Raw genomic sequence first — 25941 nt, 5'->3', positions numbered from 1 at the left:
TTACCTCGCCGCGTTCAGAATAGTGTCAAATATTTCTTTTGAAATACTCACGACTTGTGCTGAAGCATTGTAAGCTTGCTCATAGCGCACCATATTTGCCGCCTCTTCGTCTAAGTTGACGCCTGAAACACTTTCAATCCAATTCTGGCTCTGTATTAATTTGGCTTCATTAGCAGATGAGTCAACCCGAGCCGCACGAGTTTGGTTACCGACGGTAGAGATTAAGGTTGAAATACCTTCGGCAAAAGTCATCTGGTTTTCACCGTTACTATTATGATTTTTTCGTAACTTATCGTCATTTTCCAAACCCGCAAGCTTTAAACCGTTACTGTTATCTGCTATTGAATCGCGGTTATAAGCCAAGGTAAAACTTTCACCTAAATTGGGTTTCCCATCCATTTTAATTTCATAACCGACACCCGGGTTTAATGGCGGAATGGCATTGCTGAATAAATCCTGACCATTTAACGCACCTGAACTCGTAGCCATGTAGGTGCCGTTACCATCGAAAATATCAAAGTCACCACTATTGTTTACAGTGACTTGTTGCGGTGCCGTGATGCTTAAATTATTATTCGAAAAAGATAAACTAGTATCCGATATTTCCGTCACTGCGAGTCGACTCATCGTCGTATTCGCTGCACCAGTCTTAGTTTGTAAAATGGATGCTAAGGCAATATCTTCTGGCTGTGTATTGGTAATGTCATAGTCATTAAGATTAAATAATGTCGGGCTCATTAAAAATTTATCGCCACTTTGAAAACCACCTGCAGCGGCAGAAAAGTCAATTTCAAAGCCATGTTCTGCGATTTCAACGGGACCAGGATAAGCGCCATTAACAGCGAGTGGATTAGCACTACGTTCCCCATTTTTAATTTCAAACACATCGAAGGTCATCGGGCTTGTCATCGAAATTTGATATTGGCTAGTAGTCAACGAACTGCCCTTACCAGCGATCATCTGAGAAGTAATCACATGCGCAGGGTTCGAGTTATCTGAAAAATGCTTCGCTTGCGTTGGTGGGATCGTATATATGTCTTTCCCCATATTACCATTCAAGTCCAAACCCATTTTATTTTGGCTATTCACAGCATCTGCAATACCCAGACTCAACTGGCCAATTTCTCGTAATGACGAATAAACAGTCTCATCGCGAAACTCAAGTAAAGCACCGATCCGCCCACCAAGATTCGTGGTTTGCAAAGGCATGGTATTTTTATCAATGTTTAATACCAGCTCTATGTTATTAGATTCAGGATCACCCGTCACAGCAGAAAATTGGCTAACACTGTTTTGCATAACTAACGGTTGGCCATTCAATAAGTTAATTGAAATACTTTTGTTATCATTAACAATCGTTGATATATCAAGCTCTTTCGCTAATGATTCTATCGCGACATCTCGCTGATCAAGTAATGCACCAGAGGCACCACGTGATGTACCGTCTGCGATCATCACCTGCTTATTCAAACCATGTACGTCTTGAATCAATGAGTTTAGTAATGCCGGTTTTTCGGCAATTTCACTGTTCGCCGTTTGCGCTTGGTTATTTAATTGTTCGCCAACATTACGAAAACTTGCCGCTAATGTTTTTGCATCAGTGACAGCTAGTTGACGATTAGAGATAGATGTAGGGTCATCATTGGCGGTATGAAAAGATTCAAATAACTGTGATACACCTGCAGCCATATTATTTGATTTATCAGATAACACTTGATCGGTACGCGTAATTTCTGCCAAGAATTTTTCTTTGTTACCAAAAGCGCTGGTATCAATTAATAATTCAGCTTGCGCAAATTTATCCACTTCTCGGCCGGTAACGGATCGCGCAAGTCCCATATTATCGGTTTGCGAGTTATGTTGGGTGCGCTGACGGCTATAACCATCAGTATTAACATTCGAAATGTTATTACCTGTGGTCTGCAGCATTTGCTGATGACCAAGTACACCAGAGGTACCTATTTGTAATAAATTCGCCATCAGATTACAGCCCTAACTATCAGTTCATCACTCAAAAATAAGATTATTGTTACGCTACCACGACATTAACCAGCGTTATTTAAATGCATCATGCTTCATCACATTCTTTATTTTCGCGGCGTAATTCGGGTCTGTGGCATAACCAGCTTGCTGTAAACCATTCAAGAACTGTGCCGAATCTGCAGAATTACTTAATGCATCACTATAACGATCACCGGACTGCAAGAAGTTAGCAAAATCATTAAAGCTCGATTGAAAATCTTGATAGCTTCTAAATTGATGGTTTTCACGCTTGGCCACACCGTCTTTAAACTCGAGTGTGTCCACGCTTGCCGTTGGCCCTTCCCAACGTTTATCAGCTTTAATATTGAAGAGATTATGCGAGCTATCACCTTTATTATCAGTTGATACTTTCTTACCCCAACCTGTTTCTAGTGCCGCTTGCGCAAGTAACACATCAGGAGATACGTTCAAACGTTTTGCAACAACATCAGCAAAAGGGGCGAGTGAAGTAACAAATTCTTCCGGGCTGTTGAATTGCATTTTTGGCGCTGAAGCTGCGAAAGGGGCTGCGGCTGCTAAAGGGTTTCCAGGTTGAGTGGTATCATCGACAGGCTTACCGTCAGCATCAATCGCTTTGATTGCTGGGCTTTCGGCACCTTCCAGGAGTGTCTTCCCTGCCGTTGTATTACCGTTGTTTGTTTTCAGGTTCTGCAATGGATTGGTATCACCGTTTAATGACGAGGCTGGCATATAATTGCCGCCATTATTTGATAGTTGCTTAACAATGACATCAGCCAATCCTAGGCTACCTGTTTGGCTCATATCTGCAGCCATCTGCTTATCTTGCATGTCACGATAAAACTGGGTGTAGTTATTATTCATCGGGCTGTCGGTTTCAAATGCGGCATTTGCTTCACGCATACTTTTCATCAGCATGTTGGTAAACAAAGATTCAAACTGTTGTGCGACCTCTTTCAATGCGCCTTCATCATTGCCTTGCGCACGCTTACGTAAAGAATCCAGATTATGCGTATCTAAGACGTTACTGTTCACATTTGTTTTAAATGAATTATCCATACCCAGCCCGTTACTGTTTTCGATTATATTATTTAGATCGTTATTGCAGATGATTAGTTTAGAACGTTATTTTCAGTCCGTTATTCATTTACAAAATAGCCAACTTGCTATCACTGTCATTTATCCGTCGCTTATCAACCCCATAAAATCAACAACTTAAGATATGAACAACGCATTTTCGCTCATGGTTATCTATAACAAAGCAATTCTTAGACCAACTAACGGTCTAATAATAAATAGATACAAAAAAAGCGCTAAACCACATCATGGGTTATAGCGCTTTTATATCAAAACCCTGTCGCAGGTTTAACCTGAGATTTAATTAGCTTAGCGACATTAAATAATGATCAACTGACCGTCGAGTGCCCCCGCATCCTTCAGCGCTTCTAGAATGGACATTAAGTCACCCGGCGCAATACCGACCTGATTGACTGCACGAATCAAATCATCAAGTGTCGCCCCCGCATCCAACTTAAACATACGCGCATCTTCCTGTGTGACGTTAATAGTCGATTTATTGGTGACCACAGTCTCACCGTTAGCAAACGCATTCGGCTGTGAGACTTCTTGCGTTTCATTGATCGTTACAGTTAAACCGCCATGGGTGATCGCGGCAGGCTTAAGCTGTACATTTTGACCAATCACGATCGTACCAGTACGTGAATTAACAATAATCTTGGCTGATTCATCCGCCATTTTTAATTCGAGGTTTTCTAATGTCGCCAAATAAGCCACACGCTGCGAAATATCACGCGGTGCCAGAACACGTACCGATGTCGCATCCATCGGATAAGCGGTATTAGGACCAACCAAGTTGTTAATCGAATCAGCTAAACGCTTGGCGTTAGAAAAGTCACCACGGTGTAAGTTGAATGTCAGGAAATCACCATCACCAAATGGCGTAGGGACTTCTTTCTCTACAATCGCACCACTACTAATGCGGCCAACGGTGGGCGTATTTACTGTTATCTGAGAGCCATCTCGACCCTCAACGCCAAGACCACCAACAACCAAACTACCTTGTGCTAATGCATACACTTGACCATCAGCACCTTTCAAAAAGGTTTGCAGTAATAAACCACCACGTAAGCTTTTTGCCTCACCAATGGCTGCAACCGTCACGTCGATGGTTTGACCCGGCTTAGTAAATGCCGGTAGTACCGCACTTACAGCGACAGGAGCTACATTTTTAATTTTAACTTTCGCGCCTTCTGGCATGGTGATACCAAAATTATTCAACATGGTTTTAAAGCTTTGTTCAGAAAAGGCGTTACTTTTTTCGCCCGTTCCTGGTAAACCAACAACCAGACCATAGCCGATTAATTGGTTATCTCGAACGCCTTGCACAGAACTAATATCTTTAATCCGAGCCGCATGAGCGGAATTAATGGTAAGCACAAAAAAGCTTAACAAGGCAATACTCATCCCCAGCAATACATGTTGCTGTAGCTTCATTTGAGTTGCTAACTTGATACGTATTAATCGTTTCATCTAGATAACCTGTGCTATAAAAATTGTCATTATTTACTGCGCGGTCATTATTTTGGTTTGTACTTTGACTGCCAAAATTATGACTACGGCTAAATAATCTCAGTTATATAGCTAAAGCAATTGTCATACCAACCTGTAATTTATACACCGAAATATCATTTACATACCAGCGCTGAATACATCAGGATAGTAATCAGTGCTAGCATCATGGCGATATACGCTTAATATTTGCTTCGAATACTGACTTCAAATATTGGTTAGAAAGGCCATGTGTTGCCATTAAGGAATTTAGTTGCCCAGCCTTGTATTTGAGCCTCGCCTAAATCATCAACCGCACCATATTGAATTCGCGCGTTGGCGATCAATGCTGAATTAACTTTATTGTCAGCGTCGACATCTTGCGGACGTAGTAAACCAGTGAGGCGGATAAACTCATTACCATTATTCAGCATTAGCCATTTTTCACCACGTATGACTAGGTTGTTATTAGGTAGTACACGGACAACAGTGACCGAAATATTACCGTCTAAACTGTTGCTTTGGTCTGCAGAACCGTTACCCGAGAAAGTACTGGTCTGATTTAAGCTACCTTCGATCTTATAACCACCGATGACCACATCTTCGCCGCCAAGACTAACTGGGTCTAACTCAAATGAATTGTCTTTGCCTAGGTTTGAGCTAGCCTGCTTTTTAGCACTCGTCGATTCTGTTAATGTCACCGTGATAATATCGCCGACACGACGTGCTTTAATGTCTGAGAAAATATTATTATTGTATTGCGGATTAAATAACGACCCCGTCACTTTTGCTTGTACTGGGTTATCATCAGGTACAATCGGGGCATAATCAGGCGAATCTTGCTGTGGTGTTTCATTGACATCAGCTGGCTCTTCCGCATCTTCAGTTTTAGTGGCGTCTTCATTTTTAGCGACCACATTTTCTTTGACTTTAACTAAAGACGAACAACCAGCAAGTTGCATAAACACAAATATAGCAAAGATAAAATTACGCATAACAATTCTCGATCATAAGAGTTAACAGTTAACTATAAGTGGCTAAATTAAAGCTGTTGATTAGTGTAACTTAGCATTTCATCAACGGCTGAGATTACTTTGGAATTCATTTCGTATACACGCTGACTTTCAATCAGGTTAACCAACTCTTCCGTTACGTTTACATTCGATGTCTCAATCGCACCTTGCACTAATTTACCGAGACCTTCATTACTTGGTAAACCCTGTACCGGATCACCACTGGCACCCGTTTGAATATACATATTTTGTCCAATTGGCTGTAAACCACCAGGATTAACAAAATCGGAAATATTAATCTGCCCAACCGTTTGATTGTTGGTTTGCCCTGGCAGACTAACCGAAATCTCACCGTCTTCCGATACGGTCACCGTTTGCGCGTCAGCTGGTATTTGAATCTGTGGCTGTAACGGATAACCCGTACCCGGCGTCACAATAATACCTTCATCATTTAAGGTAAATTGACCGTTACGAGTATATGACGTTGTACCATCAGGCATTTCAATTTCGAAAAAACCACGCCCACTCACCATCATGTCTAACGAATTATCTGTCGTTAGCATGTTACCTTGTGAGTGATCTTTTTGCGTAGCCACAACACGCGCACCAGAACCAACCATTAAACCTGAAGGTAATTTGGTGTTTTGAGTCGATTGACCACCCGGTTGATTCACTGCTTGATAGAGCAGATCTTCAAAAATTGCACGCTCTTTCTTAAAACCAACCGTACTGGCATTGGCCAAGTTATTTGAAATGGTTGAGATATTTGTTTGCTGTGCTTCTAAGCCTGTCTTACTTATCCATAATGCCGGATTCATAACGTTTTCCTCGTCTAATTTATACTGCTCGTGAACTCATCAATGAGAATTAGCTGATCCGTAATAGCGAATCAGATGCTTTGTCATTCTCTTCTGCTGTTTTCATCATTTTGATCTGCATTTCAAACTGACGTTGCAGATTAATCATGCCAGTAAGTTCACCAACAGCACTTACATTACTGGTTTCTAGTGCGCCACCTGCGACTTGGACGTTTAAATCAACCGCGGCAGGCGTGCCGTCAGCTTGTCGAAACATGCCATCATAGCCTTTCACTAAATTACGCACATCGGGGTTAACCAATTTTAATTGATCAACTTCTTCCAATGCGTTTGCTGGGGCGCCTTGCGGACGAACCTCGATGCGACCATCAGCATGAATTTTAATTTGTTCAACGGGTGTCGGTATAACGATAGGACCATTTTCACCGATAACAGGTCGGCCTGATGATGTTAATAACTCACCTGTCGGGCCCATATGTAGACTGCCGCTACGGGTATAGCTTTCTTTATTCTGATCGTCCATGACACTTAACCAACCATCACCTTGGATCGCAACATCCAAAGCATTACCAGTCTGCTGTAATGCACCACCGGTAAAATCTTGCCCTGGGCTTTCAGTAATCGCAAATACACGAGTAGGAAGACCTTCACCAAAAGCTTGCATTGAACGTGCTTGTTCAAAATCAGCTTTAAAGCCGTGTGTATTCACATTGGCAATATTATTGGCACGAACAGCCAATGCATTCATATTTTCTTTGGCACCCGACATCGAGATATAAAGCATATTGTCCATTCGTCAATCCTCTGTCACTTTTCGTTGAAATCGTTAATTATCCGTCTAATACCAGTGATAAAGCAATTAAAGTGCCAAAATGAAAAAGCCACCCTAAATAGGGTGGCTTTTTATCAAAATGGCTTATCGAGCCGCTACGTTAACGGATCTGCAATACCGTATCTTGCAGTTTAGAATTCACTTCTAAGGTTCTTGAATTCGCTTGGTAGTTACGTTGTGCCGTAATTAAGTCAACTAGTTCACTGGTCAAGTTTACATTTGACTGCTCAAGTGCCGATGAGTTAATTTTACCAAAGGTACCAGAGTTCGCTTCACCTGCGATCGCATTACCTGAAAGTTGTGATGCACGCCAACCAGTATCACCGGTTTGGCTTAGGCCTTGTTCGTTAGCAAACTTAGCCATGGCAATCATACCTAACTTATCATTACGCCCATTACTGTAACTCGCGGCAACCATGCCATCAGGACCGATATCAATACCAGTCAAACGGCCAACTGTCGCGCCGTCTTGTTCTAATTTTGAAACTTCAAACGCAGAAGCAAACTGAGTCGGATTATTAATATTTATTTTAACTGTCTGAGTGGTATCTGCACCATTAGTTAAAATCGCACCGAGCGGTACAGTCTCAGCAATGGCAGGTAATTGTTGTTGTAATAAACCAGAAGAATCAAAAGTTAGTCTTAACGCAGCAGGCTTAACAGGCGTACCAGGCGCCGCTGCAACAGCTTGACCACCCACAATATCAATTGGTTGGTCATCTACATAATTAAACTCTAACCACGAGTTTGCAGGTGCACCCGCTGTACCATCTTTAATGTAATAAGTAGACAAAGTATGTGACTCACCGAGTGAATCATAAATTGATACTGACGTCGCTGATGTGAACGTCGAACTATCCGCCGGATCAAACTTCGTCGGATCTAACACAGGAGAAGTGGCTGGTAAATTCATCGTCATATCAACATTACCCGTTGATTCTGGAACACCCGCGGTATCAGGTATTTGCAGCGGTTTTGTTGACGCCATGCTCACCGCTTTTGGAGAACCATCATCATTCACATCATAAACTTGCAGGTAATTACCCGCCGAGTTAGTCACAAAACTATTTGAATCTAATTTAAAAGCACCAGCACGGGTATAATTACGGTCCATCGATTCCAGACCGTCCGACATCACGAAGAAACCATTACCGTTAATCGCTAAATCCAGCGAATTTTCGGTGAAATTCAAGCTGCCTTGTTGAAACTGCTGGGCAACATGGGCCGTTGCTACACCGTTGCCAACCGATGTTTTAGCATTAGAGAAAATCGATGTTGCATAGACATCACCAAACTCAGCGCGCGACTCTTTAAAACCCGTGGTATTAACGTTAGCAATGTTATTTGCTGTTGTATTAAGGTCTTTCTGAGCAGCGTTGATCCCACTCAAGGCGATGTTAAACGACATAAAATTTCCTTTTATTCAATAAATTTAGTAAGTTTTCGAGGCAACTTCTGTTGCTTGGCTCAGTGGTAAGCTACCCATACCTTTTAAGTTCAGCATAATACCGTTACCCGTATTACCTATGTTAACGCTTTCAACATGCTGGAAACTTAATATTTTAAGGTCTTGAGCATTGCCGTCTATCGACGCAGATGCCTTCAAGCGGTAACTTCCTTCCGCCACTTTATTGCCGTTCATGTCAGTGCCGTCCCACTCAAAAGGAATTGCACCGGCCTTCTGTTCACCCATATCAATCACTTTAACCACTTCACCAACTTGGTTGGCTATTTGTAAGCGCATATTAGGTGCACCCTGCGGTAAATCAATACGTCCAGATACATTCTCATCCGCAGATAAAAATGCCGACGATGCAGGCGCAAGCACCTTGCTACCAACTAAACTTGACGCTTGTAGTGCTTGGTTTGAGCTCATGATCGTATTTAACTGTTCAAACTTGGTATCCATCTTGGAAATACCATCGGCGGTGGTAAACGACGCCATTTGCGCCACCATTTCCGAGTTTTCTACCGGTTTGAACGGGTCTTGATAAGCCAGTTCCTGTGTCAGTAACGAGAAAAAATCTTCTTGGCCAAGCTCTTTGCGGGTAGTTTCTGCCGCCTGCTCTGCCGCATCCTTCTTCTCAGTTTTAAACTGACTGCTGAAATCAGCTATGTTATTGCTATTGTTAATTGTCGTCACAACCAAATACCTCTATTAACCTTTACCTAACGCTAATGTTTTAGTTAACATTTGTTTAGCGGAATCAGCTATTTGCACGTTAGTTTGGTATGAACGAGATGCGCTAATCATATTCGCCATCTCTTCCATAACGTTTACATTGGGACGATATACATAACCATCTTCGTCTGCCAATGGGTGATTAGGATTAAACTCATTTACTAATGGTGCATCACTCTCTACAATCCTTGCAACATTCACGCCAACTGCTTCATTTTGAGCAGCATTAGCTTGATCTAATTGTGCTTGAAAGATTGGATAGCGGGCTTTATACGTTTCGTCAGCACTACTACTCACGCTATTTGCGTTAGCAAGATTACTCGCGGTAGTATTTAAACGCACCGATTGTGCACTCATTGCCGAACCGGCAACATCAAAGACTCGAAATAAACTCATAATTATTGTCCTTTAATTGCCTTGCTCAGTGTTTGAAACTTGCTGCTTAAGAATGACAATGATGCTTGATATTCCATACTGTTTTGCATGAAGTTAGAACGCTCTTCTTGCACATCCACAGTATTGCCGTCACCGGTATCTGGTTGGTTAGGGACTCTAAATTGCAAATCAGACGCAATACCTCTGCCACCTGATATATGACGCTCACTGGTATTTGATAAGTTAAAGCTAGAGCCCTGAGTTGCACTTGCTAATGCATCCTTAAAGGTTAAATCTTTAGCTTTAAAACCTGGGGTATCTGCATTGGCAATATTACTCGCGAGTACTTCTGCGCGTCGCTCTCTTACGCCGACAGAATACTGGTGTATACCTAATGCATTATCAAAATTAATAGCCATGAACGCCTCCTAAACATTTATATCGTAATCAATCGCATGATAATTACGATGATATAAAGGATAAAGCAACATGTGTGCCATAAAAGACATTAGAGAATAAGCATTATTGACAAATAAAATTTAAGTTAATTAAAAACAACAACTTAAATTTTTTGCCGATTATTAAAGAGAGCGCCACAAGGGAGTATCACAAGGGAGGTAGAGTCAACCAAGATGAAGGGAGGGAGAAAAATCGTTGTGACACAATTTTTTGACGCAGTATTTCGGTTAGTTAGCGCCAATAAATGAACATCCATGTTCATACGGTAACTCATCGCAAGGTAAATTATTTAAGCTTGTAAACAATACCTGGATTACAACGAACCATTTCAAATTTATCAGTTAGACCTGTTAACGATTCTGATGCGCCTAAAAATAAATAACCACCCGGTTTTAAGGATGCTGCAAATTGATTCAATATCTGACTTTTAATCTTTGGTGAAAAGTAAATGAGTACATTTCGGCAAAAAATGATGTCAAATTTGCCCAACAAGGCATAACTTTCTAACAAATTGATTTCACGAAATGAAGTTAATTGCTGAACCTCACGATTCACCTTCATTTTGTCATCAGGCAATATACTGAAGAACTGACGTTTACGTTCAGGCGATAAACCACGACCAAGCGCGAGGCGATCATAGATCCCTTCTTTACAGTGCTTAATCATGGTCGGCGAAATATCCGTACCTACAATTTGTACATTAGGTTTGCCTATGCGCTTAATTCTATCCTGTGTTTCAATCGCAGACATCGCAATCGAAAACGGTTCTTGACCAGACGATGATGCCGCTGACCATATTTTTACCGGCTGACCTTTATTAATAAATTCAGGTAAGATCTTAGCTTGTAAATACTCAAACGGATAAACGTCACGAAACCATAGCGTTTCATTCGTCGTCATCGCATCAATAACATCATTGCGTAAATCACGCGCTAACATGGTCATCGATTTCTGTACTAGCTCAGTTAAATTACTCATCTTATGTTTTGCCAATAGTGGCAACAAACGACTCTTAACTAAATATTGTTTATTTTGCCCTAATACAATACCGCACTGAATCTCAAGGAATTCACTAAAGCGGGTATATACTTCATTTGACAATGTTTGCACTATTTTTTACTCAACTTTAAATCTAAAAACATTTGTATTCGACTATTTATTCGACATAGTAGTTCACCTAGCTAGGATCCGCTGCTTTTAACGCTTTCAATACTGCACCAGCAAGTTCATCAGGGTTAAATTTAGCAATAAAGTCATTTGCGCCAACTTTAGCAACCATCGCCTGATTGAACACACCACTTAATGATGTGTGTAAAATAATATATAAATCATTTAATGACGAGTCATTTCTCACTTCTGCCGTGAGTGTATAACCATCCATTTCTGGCATTTCGATATCTGAAATCATTAACGCAACCTGCTCTGAAATCGGTCCATTAACAGCCATTTCACGTAACTTATTCAAGCCATCACGGCCATCTTTAGCCAGTACAATCTTGAAACCAAGATCTGACACAGCTTTCTTGATCTGATTTCGAGCAACACTTGAATCGTCCACAACTAAAATCACTTTCTCGATAGCAGTTTTATCAATATCAGAAACCGTCTCTAGTACTTCGTCACTAATTTCCATGCTAACTGGCGCAACTTCATGGAGAATTTTTTCCACATCGAGTACTTCAACCAGTTCATTATCAACTTCAGTCACAGCCGTTAAGTAGCTAAAACGACCAGTCCCTTTTGGCGGTGGTAAAATTGATTCCCAGTTAATGTTAATAATACGCTCAACGCTTGAGACTAAAAACCCTTGCACAGAACGGTTATATTCCGAGATAATGATAAATGCTTTACTCAGATCCTGGATAGGACGACCGCCTGTCGCTAAACTCAAGTCGATAACCGAAATCGTTTGCCCACGGATATGTGCAACCCCTCGCACAACACTATTTAGCTTAGGTAAGATCGTTAATGGTGGGCATTGCAGTACTTCTTTCACTTTAAATACATTGATGCCGAAACGCTGACGTCCGTTTAAGCGAAACATAAGTAGTTCTAGACGGTTTTGCCCCACGAGTTGTGTGCGTTGATTGACCGTATCAAGTAATCCTGCCATTATTCATCCTCAGCTAAAGTAGCTATTATCATCAAAGTGGCTTAAATATTGCTCTTACCACTGTATTATCCAGTTATATTGTCGTTTACGGTATAAAGAAGTCAAAAAATTGGCCCTCAAATCACTTTATACGTAACCTTTAATCTTATATCGGCTTAGAAACCTAAATGTTTAAATATTTTTTCTCATTGCTATTCTTATACAGCTTAAGTTTAGCAAGCCATTTACCATATGCGTACGCAAAAACAGATAAACATCAAGTTCTTGAAGAGTTTGCGGAATCTTTTATCAAAGCGCAACTATTTAGTAACGAGAATGAAAGAGTCAGCATAGAAGTCACTAAAATTGATCGCAGGATAACAGTAACTCAGTGCGAAGGTAACATGGCCGCGGAATTAGTCGGTAATAAAAGCTTACAACGCTCTGCAACCGTTAGAATACGTTGTGATAATACTGATAATTGGCAACTTCATGTACCGGTAAAGATTATTCGACTAGTGCCAGTCGTGGTCAGTAACCGACCATTATCAAAAGGTAGCCTATTAACTAAAAACAATACTAAAATAGATTATATGAACCGGGTATTATTACGCTCGGGTTATATATCTGACTTGGCCTTTGTAAATAGAGCACGCCTAAAACGCCAACTTTCGAGTGGGCAAATGATCTCAACACGGGATATTTGTCTTGTGTGTAAAGGGGAAAGCGTTACAATTACCAGCTCAGTGGGAAATTTAACTGTAAAAACAGCTGGTGTAGCTTTGTCTAATGGCGTGCTTGGCGACAAAATCAATGTGCGCAACACAAAATCGAAACGAATCGTTTCAGGTATTGTCCAAGCAGCAGGCATTATCCAAATAAACTATTAAATTATGCTAAAGTTTTATTATCAAGGGTCGATAATATTTTAGTACACCTGTTTACTATGCAATAGGTAGAGAAATGGCCATAAACTTAACCAATTTAAATAATCGTAGTCTCCAGCTTGATCAAGCGAGAAGTACGCAGCAAAAAGCCAACGTAAGTGGTGATAATGCGACGCAAACTTCACCGCAACGGATCGCGCAAGGTGACTCGGTTAACATCACATCACAAGCCAAAAGTTTGACCGCTATGGAACATGATTTAGCTCAAGGTACACCCGTTAACGAGTCTAAAGTAGAAAGTTTGAAAAAAGCCATTGCTGATGGCAGCTATCAAGTTGATGCCAATAAATTAGCAAAGAATATGTCTAACTTCGAAACTTTACTCGCATAACCAGTGCACTATAGATAGAGATGACAATAAAAACGTTACCTGAATTACTTGGTTTACAAGTATCTTATGTAGAACAATTAATGGCTCTACTAACGGCTGAAAAATCGGCGTTAGAGTCACGTGATGTCACAGCTTTAGAAAAGATCAGTCAAGATAAACAACAGCAAATAACACACATTGCCGAACTTGATGTCAAAATCAGCCAGCATGCTGATGCTGCAGAATTACTATCGACCTATCTCCCGCAAAAACAACAAATTGAAACCGAACTCACTCAATGCCAAGAATTAAACGATATTAACGGCAAGCTGATAGAGCTCAATTTACGTAATACCAAACGACTAGGTGATACTATTATCCGCAGTCGCTCACGTAACAATATCACTTATGACAAGTTAGGCCGTACTCGAGGTTCGTTCTCTACACTTGGTATGACGTTTAAGTCGTAGCAATACTGCGTACAAAAACTTTATATCGTCCTTTAGCTCAACAAACCGTTACATTAATCGCTAGACCCCCTTTCGACGTTTCCTTATATTTATTTTTCATATCATCACCCGTCGCTTTCATCGTTTTAATCACCTGATCAAGTGATACTTTGTGATCGCCAGTGCCCATACGCGCCATACGCGAGGCATTAATCGCTTTCACCGCGCCAATCGCATTACGTTCGATACATGGGATCTGCACTAAACCTGCAACAGGATCACACGTTAAGCCCAAGTTATGCTCCATGCCAATCTCAGCTGCATGCTCAACTTGCTCTAACGTGCCACCTCTAATGGCAGTCAATCCAGCAGCGGCCATAGAGCAAGCGACACCAACTTCCCCCTGACAGCCAACTTCAGCACCAGAAATAGAGGCGTTTTTCTTATATAAGGTACCGATTGCTGCACAAGTAAGTAGATAGGTTTTAATTTTGTCTTCCGTTAACGGACTCACGAATTGATCATAAAAATACATGACGGCAGGAATAATGCCTGCAGCGCCATTGGTCGGCGCTGTCACCACGCGTCCGCCTGCGGCATTTTCTTCATTCACCGCCATCGCATACATGTTGACGAAATCCATGCCGTGGAAGGTATCATCTTTAGCTTCCGGCGCTTGTAACTTCTCAAACAGTCCGGGGGCTCGACGGCGCACATTTAAGCCGCCCGGTAAGATACCGTCATTTCGACAACCTCGTTGAATACAATCGACCATAATATCGTGTAGTGCTAATAGTTTCTCATCGATAACAGCATCAGTATTTAATTGGCGCTCATTCTCATACATCAGCTTAGCAATCGACAAACCGTTTGCACGGCACGTAGCAAGTAGCTCTTCAGCACTATCAAATTTATATTTAGCTGGCGTCTGTGCATTTTCTTCTAAAGGTTTATCTATATGGTCATGATCAAGAATAAAACCGCCACCAATAGAATAATAAGTCTTGCTGAGTAAGGTATCATCGCTACTCAATGCCGTGATAGTCATGCCGTTACTGTGGTAAGACAAGGTTTTACGTTGATGTAATATGATGTTCTCAGTACGCGAAAAAGGCACAAAACCAATATCGGCTAAGTTAATCCCCTGATCTGCTTCGATGGTCGATAAGATCGAGGGGACTAGTTCTGAATCGATACGATCCGGTTCATGACCCGCTAAACCTAAAATAACGGCGATATCGCTGCCATGACCAACCCCTGTTTGCCCTAACGATCCAAACAAAGCTACATTAATGCTGACTATCGATTGTCGATTATCGAGCGCTTTAAGGTGCTGTAAAAAATCAAATGCAGCGCGCATAGGGCCAACAGTATGCGAGCTAGATGGCCCGATCCCAATACTAAACATGTCAAAGGTACTGATCATAAAATGCTCCCTAATTAATGAATAAGACTTACTGTAGGTATAGCACATGATTGTTGATGCAATTTTATTACTTTATTGAAAATATATTACGACCATAATTAGTTATAAACCTACATATTCTCTGCCGACAAAGGCAGCATTCGCGCTATATTTGTGCTGTCCAGGCCATTTTCATTGTAATAAAATCACAAAAGGCCGTTTAACTATGCTAAAAATAATTAAAAAATGTAATAATAGTTCGACTTAGTTCATATTTTTTACATAATTGACGTAATAAATATTCAGTAAGGTTTATAATGCCGCTATAGATTCGCATTTATCTTAATCACTTTCATCATGCGCCCATTGCGGAGCTTGCCAGGAAAATATCATGAGTATGCTCGAAAAAATAATCCAAAATTTAGAAATATTCAGTAAGTCTGAAAAAAAGGTTGCTGATGTTATTCTAGAATCTCCGCAATCTGCTATTCATTCAAGTATTGCGACACTTGCTAAAGTTGCAGATGTCAGTGAACCGACTGTAAATCGTTTTTGCCGCCGTTTAGATACCAAAGGCTACCCTGATTTTAAACTGCATTTAGCGCAGAGCTTGGCGAACGGTACGCCGTACGTAAACAGAAACGTAGAGGCCAACGATGGTCCAGAAGTTTACACACAAAAAATATTTGAAACGACAATTGCGCACTTAGACTCAGCAAAAAACAGCCTAGATCCAGAAGTGATTAATAAAGCGGTTGATCTATTAATCCAATCAAAGCAGATCTCGTTCTTTGGTTTAGGTGCTTCAGCATCGGTTGCACGTGATGCGGAAAACAAGTTTTTCCGTTTCAACGTACCCGTGATTTGTTTTGATGACATCATGATGCAACGCATGAGCGTCATTAACAGTACTGAAGATTCAGTCGTAGTATTGTTCTCACACACAGGCCGTACTAAGAGTATGGTTGATGTGGCAAAACTAGCACGTGAAAATGATGCCATCGTTATTGGTATTACAGCACAAGATTCACCGTTAGCGGAATATTCTAATTTAGTTATTTCACTTGATGTGATGGAAGATACCGACGTATATATGCCAATGGCATCACGTGTTGCGCAATTAGTACTGGTCGATGTACTCGCAACCGGCTTCACATTACGCCGTGGTGATAAATTCCGCGAAAATTTGAAGAAAGTGAAATCAGCAATCAAAGATTCACGCTTCAATAAAATAGATTAATACCAAAATGGCCACTCATACGTGGCCATTTTTATATCCCTATCGCTCTTTTAATTTATTGTCACCAAAGCGTCATCAATCCTTTGCATACTAAAACTATTGAAGACTACCTTTTGTCTGACAACGCTTAAACAACACAAATAAATAATCTCATTACTCATATGGAGTCATTATGTTACGTCGTACTAAAATTGTAACCACTTTAGGTCCAGCAACTGATCGTGATAATAATCTAGAAAAAATTATTCTTGCTGGTGCCAATATGGTACGTATGAACTTTTCTCATGGTAACGCCGAAGACCATATTAAACGCGCAGAAGATGTACGTGCGATTGCCAAAAAACATAACAAACACGTGGCTATTTTAGGTGATCTTCAAGGCCCTAAAATCCGTGTATCTAAATTCGCTGAAGGTAAAATTAATTTAAACCTAGGTGACAAATTCTGCCTAGATGCAACATTTGATAAAACAGCGGGTACTAACCAGTGCGTGAGTATCGATTATCCTGAACTAGCAAGTGATGTATTCGCCGGTGACGTGCTGTTATTAGATGATGGTCGCGTACAATTAAAAGTAATCGAAATTAACGGTCAACAGATCCACACTGAAGTCACAGTGGCAGGTCCATTATCAAATAATAAAGGCATCAATAAGCAAGGCGGTGGTTTATCTGCTGAAGCGCTTACAGATAAAGACAAAGCAGACATTATTACAGCGGCAAAAATTGACGTTGATTTCGTTGCAGTCTCTTTTCCACGTAACGGTGCTGATATTAATTACGCGCGTGAACTCGTACGTGCTGCAGGCTCAAATGCAAAAATTTGTGCCAAAGTTGAGCGTGCAGAAACGGTTGCAACAAAAGAAACAATGAAAGAAATCATCCTAGCATCGGATGCAATCATGGTTGCGCGCGGTGACTTAGGTGTTGAAATTGGTGATGCAGCCTTGGTTGGTGTACAAAAATCATTAATCAACTTATCACGTAAATATAACCGCGTTGTGATCACGGCTACGCAAATGATGGAATCAATGATCACTAGCCCAATGCCAACACGTGCTGAAGTAATGGACGTGGCAAATGCGGTACTTGATGGTACCGATGCGGTAATGCTGTCTGCAGAGACTGCTGCGGGTGATTTCCCCGTCGAAACAGTTAAGGCTATGGCTGAAGTGTGCTTAGGCGCAGAGACGCATCCAAGCGTTAATGTATCGAATCACCGTATTGATTACACATTCGACTCAATCGAAGAAACAATTGCCATGTCGACTATGTATGCAGCTAACCACCTAGCAGGTGTTAAAGCAATTGTAGCATTAAGTGAATCAGGTACCACACCGTTATTGATGTCTCGCATCAGTTCAGGTTTACCTATTTTCTCATTGTCTCCACATCAGAAGACGTTAAACGCAACGGCATTATACCGTGGTGTAACACCTTTACAGTTTAACACTGAAGGATTATCACAAGAGCAAATCGTTGAAGGGACTTACGCGGTACTAAAAGAAACAGGCCAAGTTAAAGCAGGTGATATTATTTTGCTAACGCTAGGTGATAAAATGGACACGGTTGGTTCAACCAATACCAGCAAGATCCTAACCGTTAAATAAGTCAGTTTATCGGCAAGGTTAACGGTATGAATTAATGCCGTTAATTTGTATAAAATGAACAGGCATAAAAAAACCGAGTCTATTTTATATAGCCTCGGTTTCTTATTCTTTATTCTTTATTCTTTATTCTTTATTCTTTATTCTTTATTCTTTATTCAAAATCTAACCCGTAAGCTAGATTTTAACGTTGTTGTTAATCGTGAGATTAAGCCACCTTATCGTTTTTTGTTACTGTCGAAATACCAGCAAACTCTTCAGGCGTGAACGAGTCAACGTTAATCGCAGCAAAACGTAATGCATCAGCAGCTAATAGTTCATCCGCTTCAACTTGAGTGATGATACCTTTTTCAACAGCAAGCGGCGCAGCAACTTTTGCAGCTAATTTACGTGGCAATGTACCTTTCGATGCCGCAATCGCGATTTTCTTCTCAATTGGCTGTACTTTGTACATAGCTTGGAATGCAGATTCCATATCGTAAATTGCAGTGTTTGCATCTTTCTCATCACCAACATAACAAAGGTGCGTTAGACGGTCACGTGCTTCACTTGGTTTAATAAGTACTTCACAAATTGCTTTCGCTGTATCATCAGCAGGCATTTTGTAGTTGATACCGAATGGGAATACCACCGTTTTCAATGTACCTGCAATGCCTTTGTTGCCGAAGTTTTGGAAGAAACCAGTAAATGCTTTACCGATTTCAAACAAGTTACGTTCAACAGCCCAAGACAACATAGGTAGATCTTCAGCTTGACGACCTTGCTCTTCAAAATGTTTCAAGGTTGCAGATGCTAGGTATAAGTTACTTAGTACATCACCCAAACGTGCAGAAATCATTTCACGACGTTTCAAGTCACCGCCAAGTACTAACATAGATACGTCAGCACACAATGCTAATGCTTTACTCATACGAGTTAATTGCTTGTAGTATTGCTTCGTTGGACCCGATACTGGCGCAGAGTTAAGCGCGCCACCAGTAAGACCTTGACCTAATGCACCAAAGAAGTTCTTCGCACCAAAACCAATATGTTTCAGTAGCAGCTCATCAAATTGATCTAGACCTTCTTTCTCATTTGGATTTGCAGCTGCTTGTAATTCGCCCAGTACATATGGGTGACAACGTGTAGCGCCTTGACCAAATATCATTAGGTTACGTGTCAGGATATTTGCACCCTCAACCGTAATTGCTACAGGGATACCCCAGTAAGCGTGTGCTAGGTAGTTTTTAGGACCACATTGAATACCGCTGCCCGCTTGAATATCAAGCGCATCATCAATCACTGTACGCGCCATTTCAGTCATGTGGTACTTAGAGATTGCCGTTACAATTGCAGGGCTTTGACCTAGATCTAGGGCACCTGTTGTAAATTTACGCGCTGCTTCAAGTTGGTAAGTTAAACCACCAATACGTGCTAGTGACTCTTGCACGCCTTCAAATTTACCAATTGATAAACCGAACTGTTTACGAACAAATGAGTAAGCACCCGTCATACGCGCCGTTAAGTGGCCACATGCTGTACCCAGTGCAGGTAAAGAAATACCACGACCAGCAGATAAACACTCAACCAGCATACGCCAGCCTTTACCCACTTGATCAGCACCACCGATAACCCAATCCATCGGAATGAATACATCATCACCATAAGTGGTGCCGTTCATGAATGCTAGACCCATAGGGAAGTGGCGATCACCAATTTCAACACCTTCGTGTGATGTTGGGATTAATGCACAAGTAATACCGATATCCAGGTTATCACCCAGCAGGCCATCTGGATCTTGTAGTTTAAATGCTAGACCAAGTACAGTCGCAACCGGTGCTAAGGTAATATAACGCTTGCTCCACGATACGCGGATACCCAGTGTTTCTTTACCTTCAAATTCTTCTTTAACAACGCGACCCATATCTGGAATACCACCAGCATCAGAACCCGCTTCGGGACCAGTCAGTGCGAAACATGGTACTTCAGTTCCATTTGCTAGACCTGGTAACCAGCGATCTTTTTCTGCTTGTGTACCATAATGCGCAAGTAATTCGCCAGGACCTAATGAGTTAGGTACCATTACCGTTACCGCCGTAGATAAACTACGTGTCGCAATTGTTGTTACAATTGTTGAGTTCGCGTAAGCAGAGAATGCTTTACCGCCGTATTCTTTTGGAATGATAAGCGCAAAGAAACCGTTTGATTTAATGAAATCCCAAACTGGTTTTGGTAAGTCACGGTCTTCATGAACGATTTTATAATCATCCAGCATCGCCATTAATGTTTTAAGTTCGTTATCAATGAAGCTTTGCTCATCTTTACTTAACTTAGGTGTTGGGTAGCTAAGCATTTTATTCCAATCAGGGTTACCTGCGAATAAATCACCATCCCACCAAACACTACCAGATTCCATTGCTTCCTGCTCTGTTTGCGAAAGCGGTGGCAAGATCTTCTTAAACACTTTAAATAATGGTGCTGTGATATTATTTTTTCTAAATTCACTCATTGCGCTCATAACGATTTCCTTTTGTTTCATCATTTTGGTGCTGTACTCACAACATCAAAATAACTGAATTGCATCTACATGCTTGTAGTTTCTGTTGAGGTATTCATTCCTGATGCCAAATAAGGGATCACTTTTCGGATTAGTCCCTCGACATCAATATCTTGATTAAAATCTGCTTTAGCAATATCCATCAATGCGCCACTCGAGCCCATGGTAAATACGGCCGTACCCAAGGTAAAATGTAATCGCCAAAATAATTCTTGCGATGACAACGCTGGGTTCGCTTTCAATAAAGCCTTAGTTATGTTGGCTAAGACTTCACCATAATGCGTTGTTGTGTACCAACGTAAATGCCCTTGCTCATCGGTATAACTTCGTCCGAGCAGTTGCATAAAGATCACGGTACCATTTTTACTTTGTTGTTCTAACGCTAATAGCGGATCAACAAAACTGTTAAACACATCTAATAATGATGGTTTTTCAACTTGTGTGCATAAGGCTGTTAACTTCTCATTCAGTAGGGGCATGAAGAGTTCGAGATGTCGGGCGATAACCGCCTGAATCAATTCTTTCTTAGAACCAAAATGATAATTAACGGATGCCAAATTCACACTTGCTCGTGTAGTTATCAAGCGTAAAGAAGTATCTGAAAACCCGTGTTCTGCGAACAAGCTTTCGGCTGCATCTAGAATGCGAGTTTTTGTATCCAACTTACTAACCATAATTAACCCTTTTTAAACGAACGTTTTAAAATTACGTTCTGACGGACAAAATGTCAACACAATGTAAACAAATGTTTGAAACAAATGTTTTGAACTTGTCCTACTTCGCATTTTTCTACGATGATAAATTTAAAAGCACCCATTAGTGAGTAGCCAAATTAAGGGTTAAGGATAGACACGAGCGCCGATATTTATCCTCTTCATCCTTAAATATAGCACCATTAGAAATGAATAAAGCGCCAACCTAAGTTGCCGCTTTATTTATACTCAAACAGTTTTTAAAACACTAACGAATAACGCTGTTCTTTTATTTAGCTTTCTTCATTCAGTTTTATTTTCCAGATAGCTGGACCTTCGACATGGGCAGATACACCGTTAGTATCTACCGCAACAGTCATTGGCATATCAACCACATCAAATTCGTAGATGGCTTCCATACCTAAGTCTTCAAACGCAACAACACGGGACTTTTTAATCGCTTTTGATACAAGATAAGCAGCACCACCAACAGCCATTAAATACACGGCTTTATGCTTCTTGATGCTCTCAACTGTCGCAGGACCACGTTCCGATTTACCGATCATGCCTAATAAACCCGTCTGTTCTAACATAGTATCGGTAAACTTATCCATACGTGTTGCAGTTGTTGGACCAGCAGGGCCTACAACTTCATCGCCCACAGCATCAACTGGACCCACGTAATAGATAAAGCGATTAGTGAAATCAACCCCTTCAGGTAGACCTTCGCCTTTATCTAGCATGTCTTTAATGCGCTTATGTGCCGCATCACGACCGGTTAAGATCTTACCTGACAACAAGACTGTTTCGCCTGTTTTCCATTCCAGCACTGATTCAGGTTTAATGTCATTCACATTAACACGGCGAACACTATCGCTTACTTCCCATGTTACTTCTGGCCAATCCTCTAATTTCGGCACATGCAGTTCTGCAGGACCTGAACCATCAAGCGTAAAGTGGGTATGACGTGTCGCTGCACAGTTAGGGATCATCACTACTGGTTTTGATGCTGCGTGTGTTGGACAAGATTTGATCTTGATATCCAATACCGTCGCCATACCACCTAAACCTTGCGCGCCAATACCGAGTTTATTCACACGATCAAAAATGTCTAAACGCATTTTTTCGTCAGTCGTTTCCGCGCCACGTTCCATTAACTCGTGAATATCAACTGGTTCCATTAATGACTCTTTAGCCATTACTGCTGCTTTTTCAGCTGTGCCGCCAATGCCTATACCTAGCATACCCGGTGGACACCAACCAGCACCCATCGTTGGTACGGTTTTTTCAATCCACGCAGCGACGTCGTCTGATGGGTTCAACATAACCATCTTACTTTTATTTTCAGAACCGCCGCCCTTCGCTGCGATCATCACTTCCACTTTCGCGCCAGGTACCATTTCGACATGCACTACACCAGGCGTATTGTCTTTGGTATTTTTACGCGCACCAGCGGGATCTGCAACGATCGATGCACGTAATGGATTACCGGCAAAAGCGTAACCACGACGAATGCCTTCATCTACCATTTCTTGCACAGTTTGATCTGTTTCCCATTGCACGTTCATACCAATTTTAACGAAACAGGTAACAATACCAGTGTCTTGGCAAATTGGACGTTTACCTTCCGCAGACATGCGAGAGTTAATTAGAATTTGCGCAATCGCATCTTTAGCGGCTTGGCTTTTTTCTGCATTGTAGGCTTTTTCCATTGCTTGGATAAAATCAAGCGGATGGTAATATGAAATGTATTGTAGTGAATCTGCAATACTGTCGATAAAGTCCGCTTTACGGATAACTGTACTCATGGTCAACTCCCTTTTGCTTACTCACTGTGTTAACTGATTATTATATTTATCATGATTAAGACGCGATTACGCCTCAACCTAGTTAACAATAAGATATGTGGTTCTAAATCTGCCTCTATCATACCTTTGCTGATCACTTCTCTCCACTAAAAATGCATCTAATCCATACTAAATAACAACAGCAGCACAACTTTATAGCAACACGGTTTTCATTCTAGGGCACATATCGTTCAAGATTAATCGCCTTAATTGTGATAATCTGCGCGCATCAAAATTTAGGGATATGCTGTACTAATGAAATCACTTGTAATAAAACCCATTGCCTTTCCTAGCAACGGCATTCACGCATTTTTTGCCCCGCTAAGTCATGCACCGTGGTCAATTTTACTCGAGTCAGGATCTGCCGATCACATTGATAGTCGATTCCATATTATTGTTGCCGAGCCCATCGCAACGCTAGTGACAGAAGATAAGCAAACCACCATAAATCAAGCCAGTGGTGAAATGGTCACCAATGACGATTCCTTTGCTGTATTGCAGACCCTGAATCAACAGCTCATTGGTGAATTACCTTCGCATTCCCTGGATATCGAGTTACCTTTTATTGCCGGAGCACTGGGTTACTTTGGTTACGATCTTGGCCGTAACATTGAAAACATAGGTAACCTTGCTAGCAATGATTTGCACTTCCCTGACATGGCAGTGGGCTTATACGATTGGGCAATTGTGGTGAATATTCAATCTCAGCAAGCATGGCAAATCCAATTTAGCGATAACGCAGAGCAAGCTTGGCAACAACGCTATGATTGGTTAATTGAACGTGGCGTTGGCCAAGCAGTAATAGACCAAGAACTTGCGGAGAAAACAGCAGTAAACCAAACACCCACATCAGCCTTTGAGCTACAAAGCAGCTGGCAATCGAATATGTCAGAGCAAGCATATCACCACAAATTTGCTCAGATACAAGCCTATTTACGCTCTGGTGATTGCTACCAAATTAATTTAGCCCAGCGCTTTAATAATCAATACCAAGGTGATGAGTGGCAAGCTTACTGCACCTTAAGTCAGCATAACAAAGCGCCCTTCTCCGCATTTATGCGTTTAGAAAATAAAGCCGTATTATCTATTTCACCGGAACGTTTTATCCAAGTGAACGATGGCAATATTGAAACCAAACCAATTAAAGGCACGCGCCCACGTAGCCAAGATCCAAAAATTGACTTGGCCAACGCACAAGCATTAAAAATTGCCGAAAAAGACCGTGCTGAAAACTTAATGATTGTCGATTTACTGCGAAATGATATTGGCAAAATTGCCATACCGGGTTCGGTTAGCGTGCCGAAACTATTTGATATCGAGAGTTTTCCGGCAGTGCATCATCTTGTTAGTACCATTACAGGTAAACTGCCTGTAGATAAACAACCAAGTGAATTATTACGCGCTTGTTTCCCTGGCGGCTCTATCACTGGCGCTCCTAAGGTTCGAGCAATGCAAATCATTGAAGAATTAGAGCCACATCGTCGCTCACTTTATTGCGGTAGTATCGGTTATATTTCAGCACATGGTCATATGGATAGCAGCATAACCATTCGTACATTGTTGTGTGAACGCGGTGAGATATACTGTTGGGCAGGCGGCGGTATTGTTGCCGATTCGGTCGTCGAAGAAGAATATCAAGAAACATTTGATAAATTAGGTAAAATATTACCTATACTTTAAATTAACCATTCCGTATTTTAGTTAATCAAGCACCATTAATCAGTGGATGCGCTAAATTACGTAGATTTACAGCATAAGTTACAGGGACGCATATGGATATTAATTCGTTAACTTCACGTTTTATACTATCACCAAGTGATCAGTCAATCAGTAAACTCACTAAAGTCTTTACCCCTGCTGCCGTGCTGTTTCCTATTGTTGAACGCGAGCAACAACTCAACCTCATTCTGACTCGTCGTGCATCACATTTACGTCATCACAGTGGCCAAATAGCGCTGCCGGGTGGTAAAACTGAAAAAACAGATAGTTCATCCATTGCCACTGCATTACGTGAAACCCATGAAGAAATCGGTATTCCAGCCGATAAAATTACCGTATTAGGTACGCTGCCTAGCCGCCCTACCATTAGTCGTTATTATGTTACGCCAGTTGTAGCCGTGGTTGACAGTGATTATCAATCTAAAATTGATCCCAATGAAGTAGATGAAATTTTTGAAGTGCCGTTAGCTTTTTTACTTGATAATGATAATCATATTATTGAAAAGAGCTTATTTAAGGGCAAGTATCGTGAGGTGACATTTATGCCCTGGGGAAAATATCCGATATGGGGTACGACGGCGGCAATCATTAAAGATTTTTCCAAACATATAAGATCGAACTAAACTTATACCTAATAAAGACCGCCTAATAACAGCTACTTCAGTACCAACCAAAGCGCATGGATCATGCCTGGAATAACAAACAGAAAACACAGTAAAATATTAATTAGTAAATCTTTACCTACGCCATTATTTAAAAATACAGCGACTGGCGGTAAGAATATAGCCAAAATTATTAAGAGTATTTTATTCATTTACACTTCTCCAATTGTTATCAATAATAGTTCACC

24 protein-coding genes are annotated in these 25941 nt (G+C 41.1%); 7 read left to right on the top strand and 17 right to left on the bottom strand.

From position 1 onward, the window contains the following. From FR932_RS01345 to FR932_RS01290, 12 genes are all read right to left on the bottom strand, one after another. Nucleotides 1–1980, bottom strand: a complete 1980-nt coding sequence (locus FR932_RS01345; RefSeq protein WP_019440872.1) for a FlgK family flagellar hook-associated protein — start codon at nucleotides 1978–1980, stop codon at nucleotides 1–3. 75 nt (nucleotides 1981–2055) lie between these two features. After that, the gene (gene flgJ, locus FR932_RS01340; protein WP_019440871.1) at nucleotides 2056–3060 is read right to left on the bottom strand and encodes a flagellar assembly peptidoglycan hydrolase FlgJ; all 1005 of its coding nucleotides are present in this window, start codon (nucleotides 3058–3060) and stop codon (nucleotides 2056–2058) included. A gap of 336 nt (nucleotides 3061–3396) precedes the next feature. After that, nucleotides 3397–4551 carry a flagellar basal body P-ring protein FlgI gene (locus FR932_RS01335; protein ID WP_019440870.1) on the bottom strand — a complete coding sequence of 385 codons (1155 nt, stop codon included), beginning with the start codon at nucleotides 4549–4551 and terminating at the stop codon, nucleotides 3397–3399. 257 nt (nucleotides 4552–4808) lie between these two features. Then, nucleotides 4809–5564: a flagellar basal body L-ring protein FlgH gene (locus FR932_RS01330; protein WP_019440869.1), complete on the bottom strand. Its 756-nt coding sequence runs from the start codon at nucleotides 5562–5564 to the stop codon at nucleotides 4809–4811. Between the two features lie 47 nt (nucleotides 5565–5611). Beyond that, nucleotides 5612–6400: a flagellar basal-body rod protein FlgG gene (gene flgG, locus FR932_RS01325; protein ID WP_019440868.1), complete on the bottom strand. Its 789-nt coding sequence runs from the start codon at nucleotides 6398–6400 to the stop codon at nucleotides 5612–5614. Between the two features lie 49 nt (nucleotides 6401–6449). Continuing rightward, nucleotides 6450–7193 carry a flagellar basal-body rod protein FlgF gene (gene flgF / locus FR932_RS01320; RefSeq protein ID WP_019440867.1) on the bottom strand — a complete coding sequence of 248 codons (744 nt, stop codon included), beginning with the start codon at nucleotides 7191–7193 and terminating at the stop codon, nucleotides 6450–6452. Between the two features lie 139 nt (nucleotides 7194–7332). Continuing rightward, a complete protein-coding gene (flgE, locus tag FR932_RS01315) occupies nucleotides 7333–8640 on the bottom strand; it encodes a flagellar hook protein FlgE (RefSeq protein WP_019440866.1) in 1308 nt (435 codons plus the stop codon). 24 nt (nucleotides 8641–8664) lie between these two features. After that, entirely contained in the window at nucleotides 8665–9375 is a 711-nt protein-coding gene (locus tag FR932_RS01310; protein WP_019440865.1) for a flagellar hook assembly protein FlgD, read from the bottom strand. Between the two features lie 15 nt (nucleotides 9376–9390). Further along, entirely contained in the window at nucleotides 9391–9810 is a 420-nt protein-coding gene (flgC, locus tag FR932_RS01305) for a flagellar basal body rod protein FlgC (protein WP_019440864.1), read from the bottom strand. Nucleotides 9811–9812: 2 nt separating this feature from the next. Then, nucleotides 9813–10208: a flagellar basal body rod protein FlgB gene (gene flgB, locus FR932_RS01300; protein ID WP_019440863.1), complete on the bottom strand. Its 396-nt coding sequence runs from the start codon at nucleotides 10206–10208 to the stop codon at nucleotides 9813–9815. 325 nt (nucleotides 10209–10533) lie between these two features. After that, the gene (locus FR932_RS01295) at nucleotides 10534–11358 is read right to left on the bottom strand and encodes a CheR family methyltransferase (protein WP_019440862.1); all 825 of its coding nucleotides are present in this window, start codon (nucleotides 11356–11358) and stop codon (nucleotides 10534–10536) included. A 67-nt stretch (nucleotides 11359–11425) separates the two neighbouring features. Then, nucleotides 11426–12361 carry a chemotaxis protein CheV gene (locus FR932_RS01290; protein WP_019440861.1) on the bottom strand — a complete coding sequence of 312 codons (936 nt, stop codon included), beginning with the start codon at nucleotides 12359–12361 and terminating at the stop codon, nucleotides 11426–11428. A gap of 167 nt (nucleotides 12362–12528) precedes the next feature. On the opposite strand from FR932_RS01290, the gene flgA reads away from it, so the two are divergent. The 3 genes from flgA to FR932_RS01275 all read left to right on the top strand — a co-directional run bounded on the left by flgA (nucleotide 12529) and on the right by FR932_RS01275 (nucleotide 14067). Then, nucleotides 12529–13230, top strand: a complete 702-nt coding sequence (gene flgA, locus FR932_RS01285) for a flagellar basal body P-ring formation chaperone FlgA (RefSeq protein WP_019440860.1) — start codon at nucleotides 12529–12531, stop codon at nucleotides 13228–13230. A gap of 73 nt (nucleotides 13231–13303) precedes the next feature. Then, nucleotides 13304–13618 (top strand): flagellar biosynthesis anti-sigma factor FlgM, encoded by a 315-nt coding sequence (flgM, locus tag FR932_RS01280; protein WP_019440859.1) that lies wholly within the window; start codon nucleotides 13304–13306, stop codon nucleotides 13616–13618. A gap of 20 nt (nucleotides 13619–13638) precedes the next feature. Further along, on the top strand, nucleotides 13639–14067 hold the full coding sequence (locus FR932_RS01275; protein WP_019440858.1) for a flagella synthesis protein FlgN: 429 nt from the start codon (nucleotides 13639–13641) through the stop codon (nucleotides 14065–14067). Nucleotides 14068–14104: 37 nt separating this feature from the next. On the opposite strand, the gene FR932_RS01270 is transcribed toward FR932_RS01275, so the two are convergent. Continuing rightward, entirely contained in the window at nucleotides 14105–15472 is a 1368-nt protein-coding gene (locus FR932_RS01270; RefSeq protein ID WP_019440857.1) for an L-serine ammonia-lyase, read from the bottom strand. A 370-nt stretch (nucleotides 15473–15842) separates the two neighbouring features. On the opposite strand from FR932_RS01270, the gene FR932_RS01265 reads away from it, so the two are divergent. Together FR932_RS01265 and pyk are read left to right on the top strand one after the other, a co-directional pair. Continuing rightward, nucleotides 15843–16691, top strand: a complete 849-nt coding sequence (locus FR932_RS01265) for a MurR/RpiR family transcriptional regulator (RefSeq protein WP_019440856.1) — start codon at nucleotides 15843–15845, stop codon at nucleotides 16689–16691. Nucleotides 16692–16863: 172 nt separating this feature from the next. Next, nucleotides 16864–18300 carry a pyruvate kinase gene (pyk, locus tag FR932_RS01260; RefSeq protein WP_019440855.1) on the top strand — a complete coding sequence of 479 codons (1437 nt, stop codon included), beginning with the start codon at nucleotides 16864–16866 and terminating at the stop codon, nucleotides 18298–18300. A gap of 205 nt (nucleotides 18301–18505) precedes the next feature. Here pyk and FR932_RS01255 read toward each other — a convergent pair whose 3' ends face one another. The 3 genes from FR932_RS01255 to FR932_RS01245 all read right to left on the bottom strand — a co-directional run bounded on the left by FR932_RS01255 (nucleotide 18506) and on the right by FR932_RS01245 (nucleotide 23333). Beyond that, nucleotides 18506–20794 (bottom strand): acyl-CoA dehydrogenase, encoded by a 2289-nt coding sequence (locus tag FR932_RS01255; protein WP_019440854.1) that lies wholly within the window; start codon nucleotides 20792–20794, stop codon nucleotides 18506–18508. 65 nt (nucleotides 20795–20859) lie between these two features. Next, a complete protein-coding gene (gene psrA / locus FR932_RS01250; protein ID WP_019440853.1) occupies nucleotides 20860–21507 on the bottom strand; it encodes a TetR family transcriptional repressor PsrA in 648 nt (215 codons plus the stop codon). A gap of 311 nt (nucleotides 21508–21818) precedes the next feature. Further along, the gene (locus tag FR932_RS01245) at nucleotides 21819–23333 is read right to left on the bottom strand and encodes a fumarate hydratase (RefSeq protein ID WP_019440852.1); all 1515 of its coding nucleotides are present in this window, start codon (nucleotides 23331–23333) and stop codon (nucleotides 21819–21821) included. A 294-nt stretch (nucleotides 23334–23627) separates the two neighbouring features. Between FR932_RS01245 and pabB the strand changes: the two genes are divergently transcribed. Further along, entirely contained in the window at nucleotides 23628–25052 is a 1425-nt protein-coding gene (pabB, locus tag FR932_RS01240) for an aminodeoxychorismate synthase component I (RefSeq protein WP_019440851.1), read from the top strand. A 92-nt stretch (nucleotides 25053–25144) separates the two neighbouring features. Continuing rightward, nucleotides 25145–25714: a CoA pyrophosphatase gene (locus tag FR932_RS01235; RefSeq protein ID WP_019440850.1), complete on the top strand. Its 570-nt coding sequence runs from the start codon at nucleotides 25145–25147 to the stop codon at nucleotides 25712–25714. A gap of 32 nt (nucleotides 25715–25746) precedes the next feature. Here the strand turns inward: FR932_RS01235 and FR932_RS01230 are convergent, their stop codons facing one another. Continuing rightward, nucleotides 25747–25905 carry a YqaE/Pmp3 family membrane protein gene (locus FR932_RS01230; protein ID WP_019440849.1) on the bottom strand — a complete coding sequence of 53 codons (159 nt, stop codon included), beginning with the start codon at nucleotides 25903–25905 and terminating at the stop codon, nucleotides 25747–25749. Nucleotides 25906–25941: the final 36 nt, after the last annotated feature.

It is taken from the genome of Moritella marina ATCC 15381, assembly GCF_008931805.1.
In the GTDB taxonomy this organism is placed as follows: Bacteria; Pseudomonadota; Gammaproteobacteria; order Enterobacterales; family Moritellaceae; genus Moritella; species Moritella marina.
This window is presented reverse-complemented; position numbering and strand designations above follow the sequence as displayed.

Bases quoted from the DNA above. Each gene is read 5' to 3' on its own strand.
- FR932_RS01345 (WP_019440872.1), bottom strand. From the start codon at position 1,980: ATGGCGAATTTATTACAAATAGGTACCTCTGGTGTACTTGGTCATCAG.
- flgJ (WP_019440871.1), bottom strand. From the start codon at position 3,060: ATGGATAATTCATTTAAAACAAATGTGAACAGTAACGTCTTAGATACG.
- FR932_RS01335 (WP_019440870.1), bottom strand. From the start codon at position 4,551: ATGAAACGATTAATACGTATCAAGTTAGCAACTCAAATGAAGCTACAG.
- FR932_RS01330 (WP_019440869.1), bottom strand. From the start codon at position 5,564: ATGCGTAATTTTATCTTTGCTATATTTGTGTTTATGCAACTTGCTGGT.
- flgG (WP_019440868.1), bottom strand. From the start codon at position 6,400: ATGAATCCGGCATTATGGATAAGTAAGACAGGCTTAGAAGCACAGCAA.
- flgF (WP_019440867.1), bottom strand. From the start codon at position 7,193: ATGGACAATATGCTTTATATCTCGATGTCGGGTGCCAAAGAAAATATG.
- flgE (WP_019440866.1), bottom strand. From the start codon at position 8,640: ATGTCGTTTAACATCGCCTTGAGTGGGATCAACGCTGCTCAGAAAGAC.
- flgC (WP_019440864.1), bottom strand. From the start codon at position 9,810: ATGAGTTTATTTCGAGTCTTTGATGTTGCCGGTTCGGCAATGAGTGCA.
- flgB (WP_019440863.1), bottom strand. From the start codon at position 10,208: ATGGCTATTAATTTTGATAATGCATTAGGTATACACCAGTATTCTGTC.
- FR932_RS01290 (WP_019440861.1), bottom strand. From the start codon at position 12,361: ATGGCAGGATTACTTGATACGGTCAATCAACGCACACAACTCGTGGGG.
- flgA (WP_019440860.1), top strand. From the start codon at position 12,529: ATGTTTAAATATTTTTTCTCATTGCTATTCTTATACAGCTTAAGTTTA.
- flgM (WP_019440859.1), top strand. From the start codon at position 13,304: ATGGCCATAAACTTAACCAATTTAAATAATCGTAGTCTCCAGCTTGAT.
- FR932_RS01275 (WP_019440858.1), top strand. From the start codon at position 13,639: ATGACAATAAAAACGTTACCTGAATTACTTGGTTTACAAGTATCTTAT.
- FR932_RS01270 (WP_019440857.1), bottom strand. From the start codon at position 15,472: ATGATCAGTACCTTTGACATGTTTAGTATTGGGATCGGGCCATCTAGC.
- FR932_RS01265 (WP_019440856.1), top strand. From the start codon at position 15,843: ATGAGTATGCTCGAAAAAATAATCCAAAATTTAGAAATATTCAGTAAG.
- pyk (WP_019440855.1), top strand. From the start codon at position 16,864: ATGTTACGTCGTACTAAAATTGTAACCACTTTAGGTCCAGCAACTGAT.
- FR932_RS01255 (WP_019440854.1), bottom strand. From the start codon at position 20,794: ATGAGCGCAATGAGTGAATTTAGAAAAAATAATATCACAGCACCATTA.
- psrA (WP_019440853.1), bottom strand. From the start codon at position 21,507: ATGGTTAGTAAGTTGGATACAAAAACTCGCATTCTAGATGCAGCCGAA.
- FR932_RS01245 (WP_019440852.1), bottom strand. From the start codon at position 23,333: ATGAGTACAGTTATCCGTAAAGCGGACTTTATCGACAGTATTGCAGAT.
- pabB (WP_019440851.1), top strand. From the start codon at position 23,628: ATGAAATCACTTGTAATAAAACCCATTGCCTTTCCTAGCAACGGCATT.
- FR932_RS01235 (WP_019440850.1), top strand. From the start codon at position 25,145: ATGGATATTAATTCGTTAACTTCACGTTTTATACTATCACCAAGTGAT.
- FR932_RS01230 (WP_019440849.1), bottom strand. From the start codon at position 25,905: ATGAATAAAATACTCTTAATAATTTTGGCTATATTCTTACCGCCAGTC.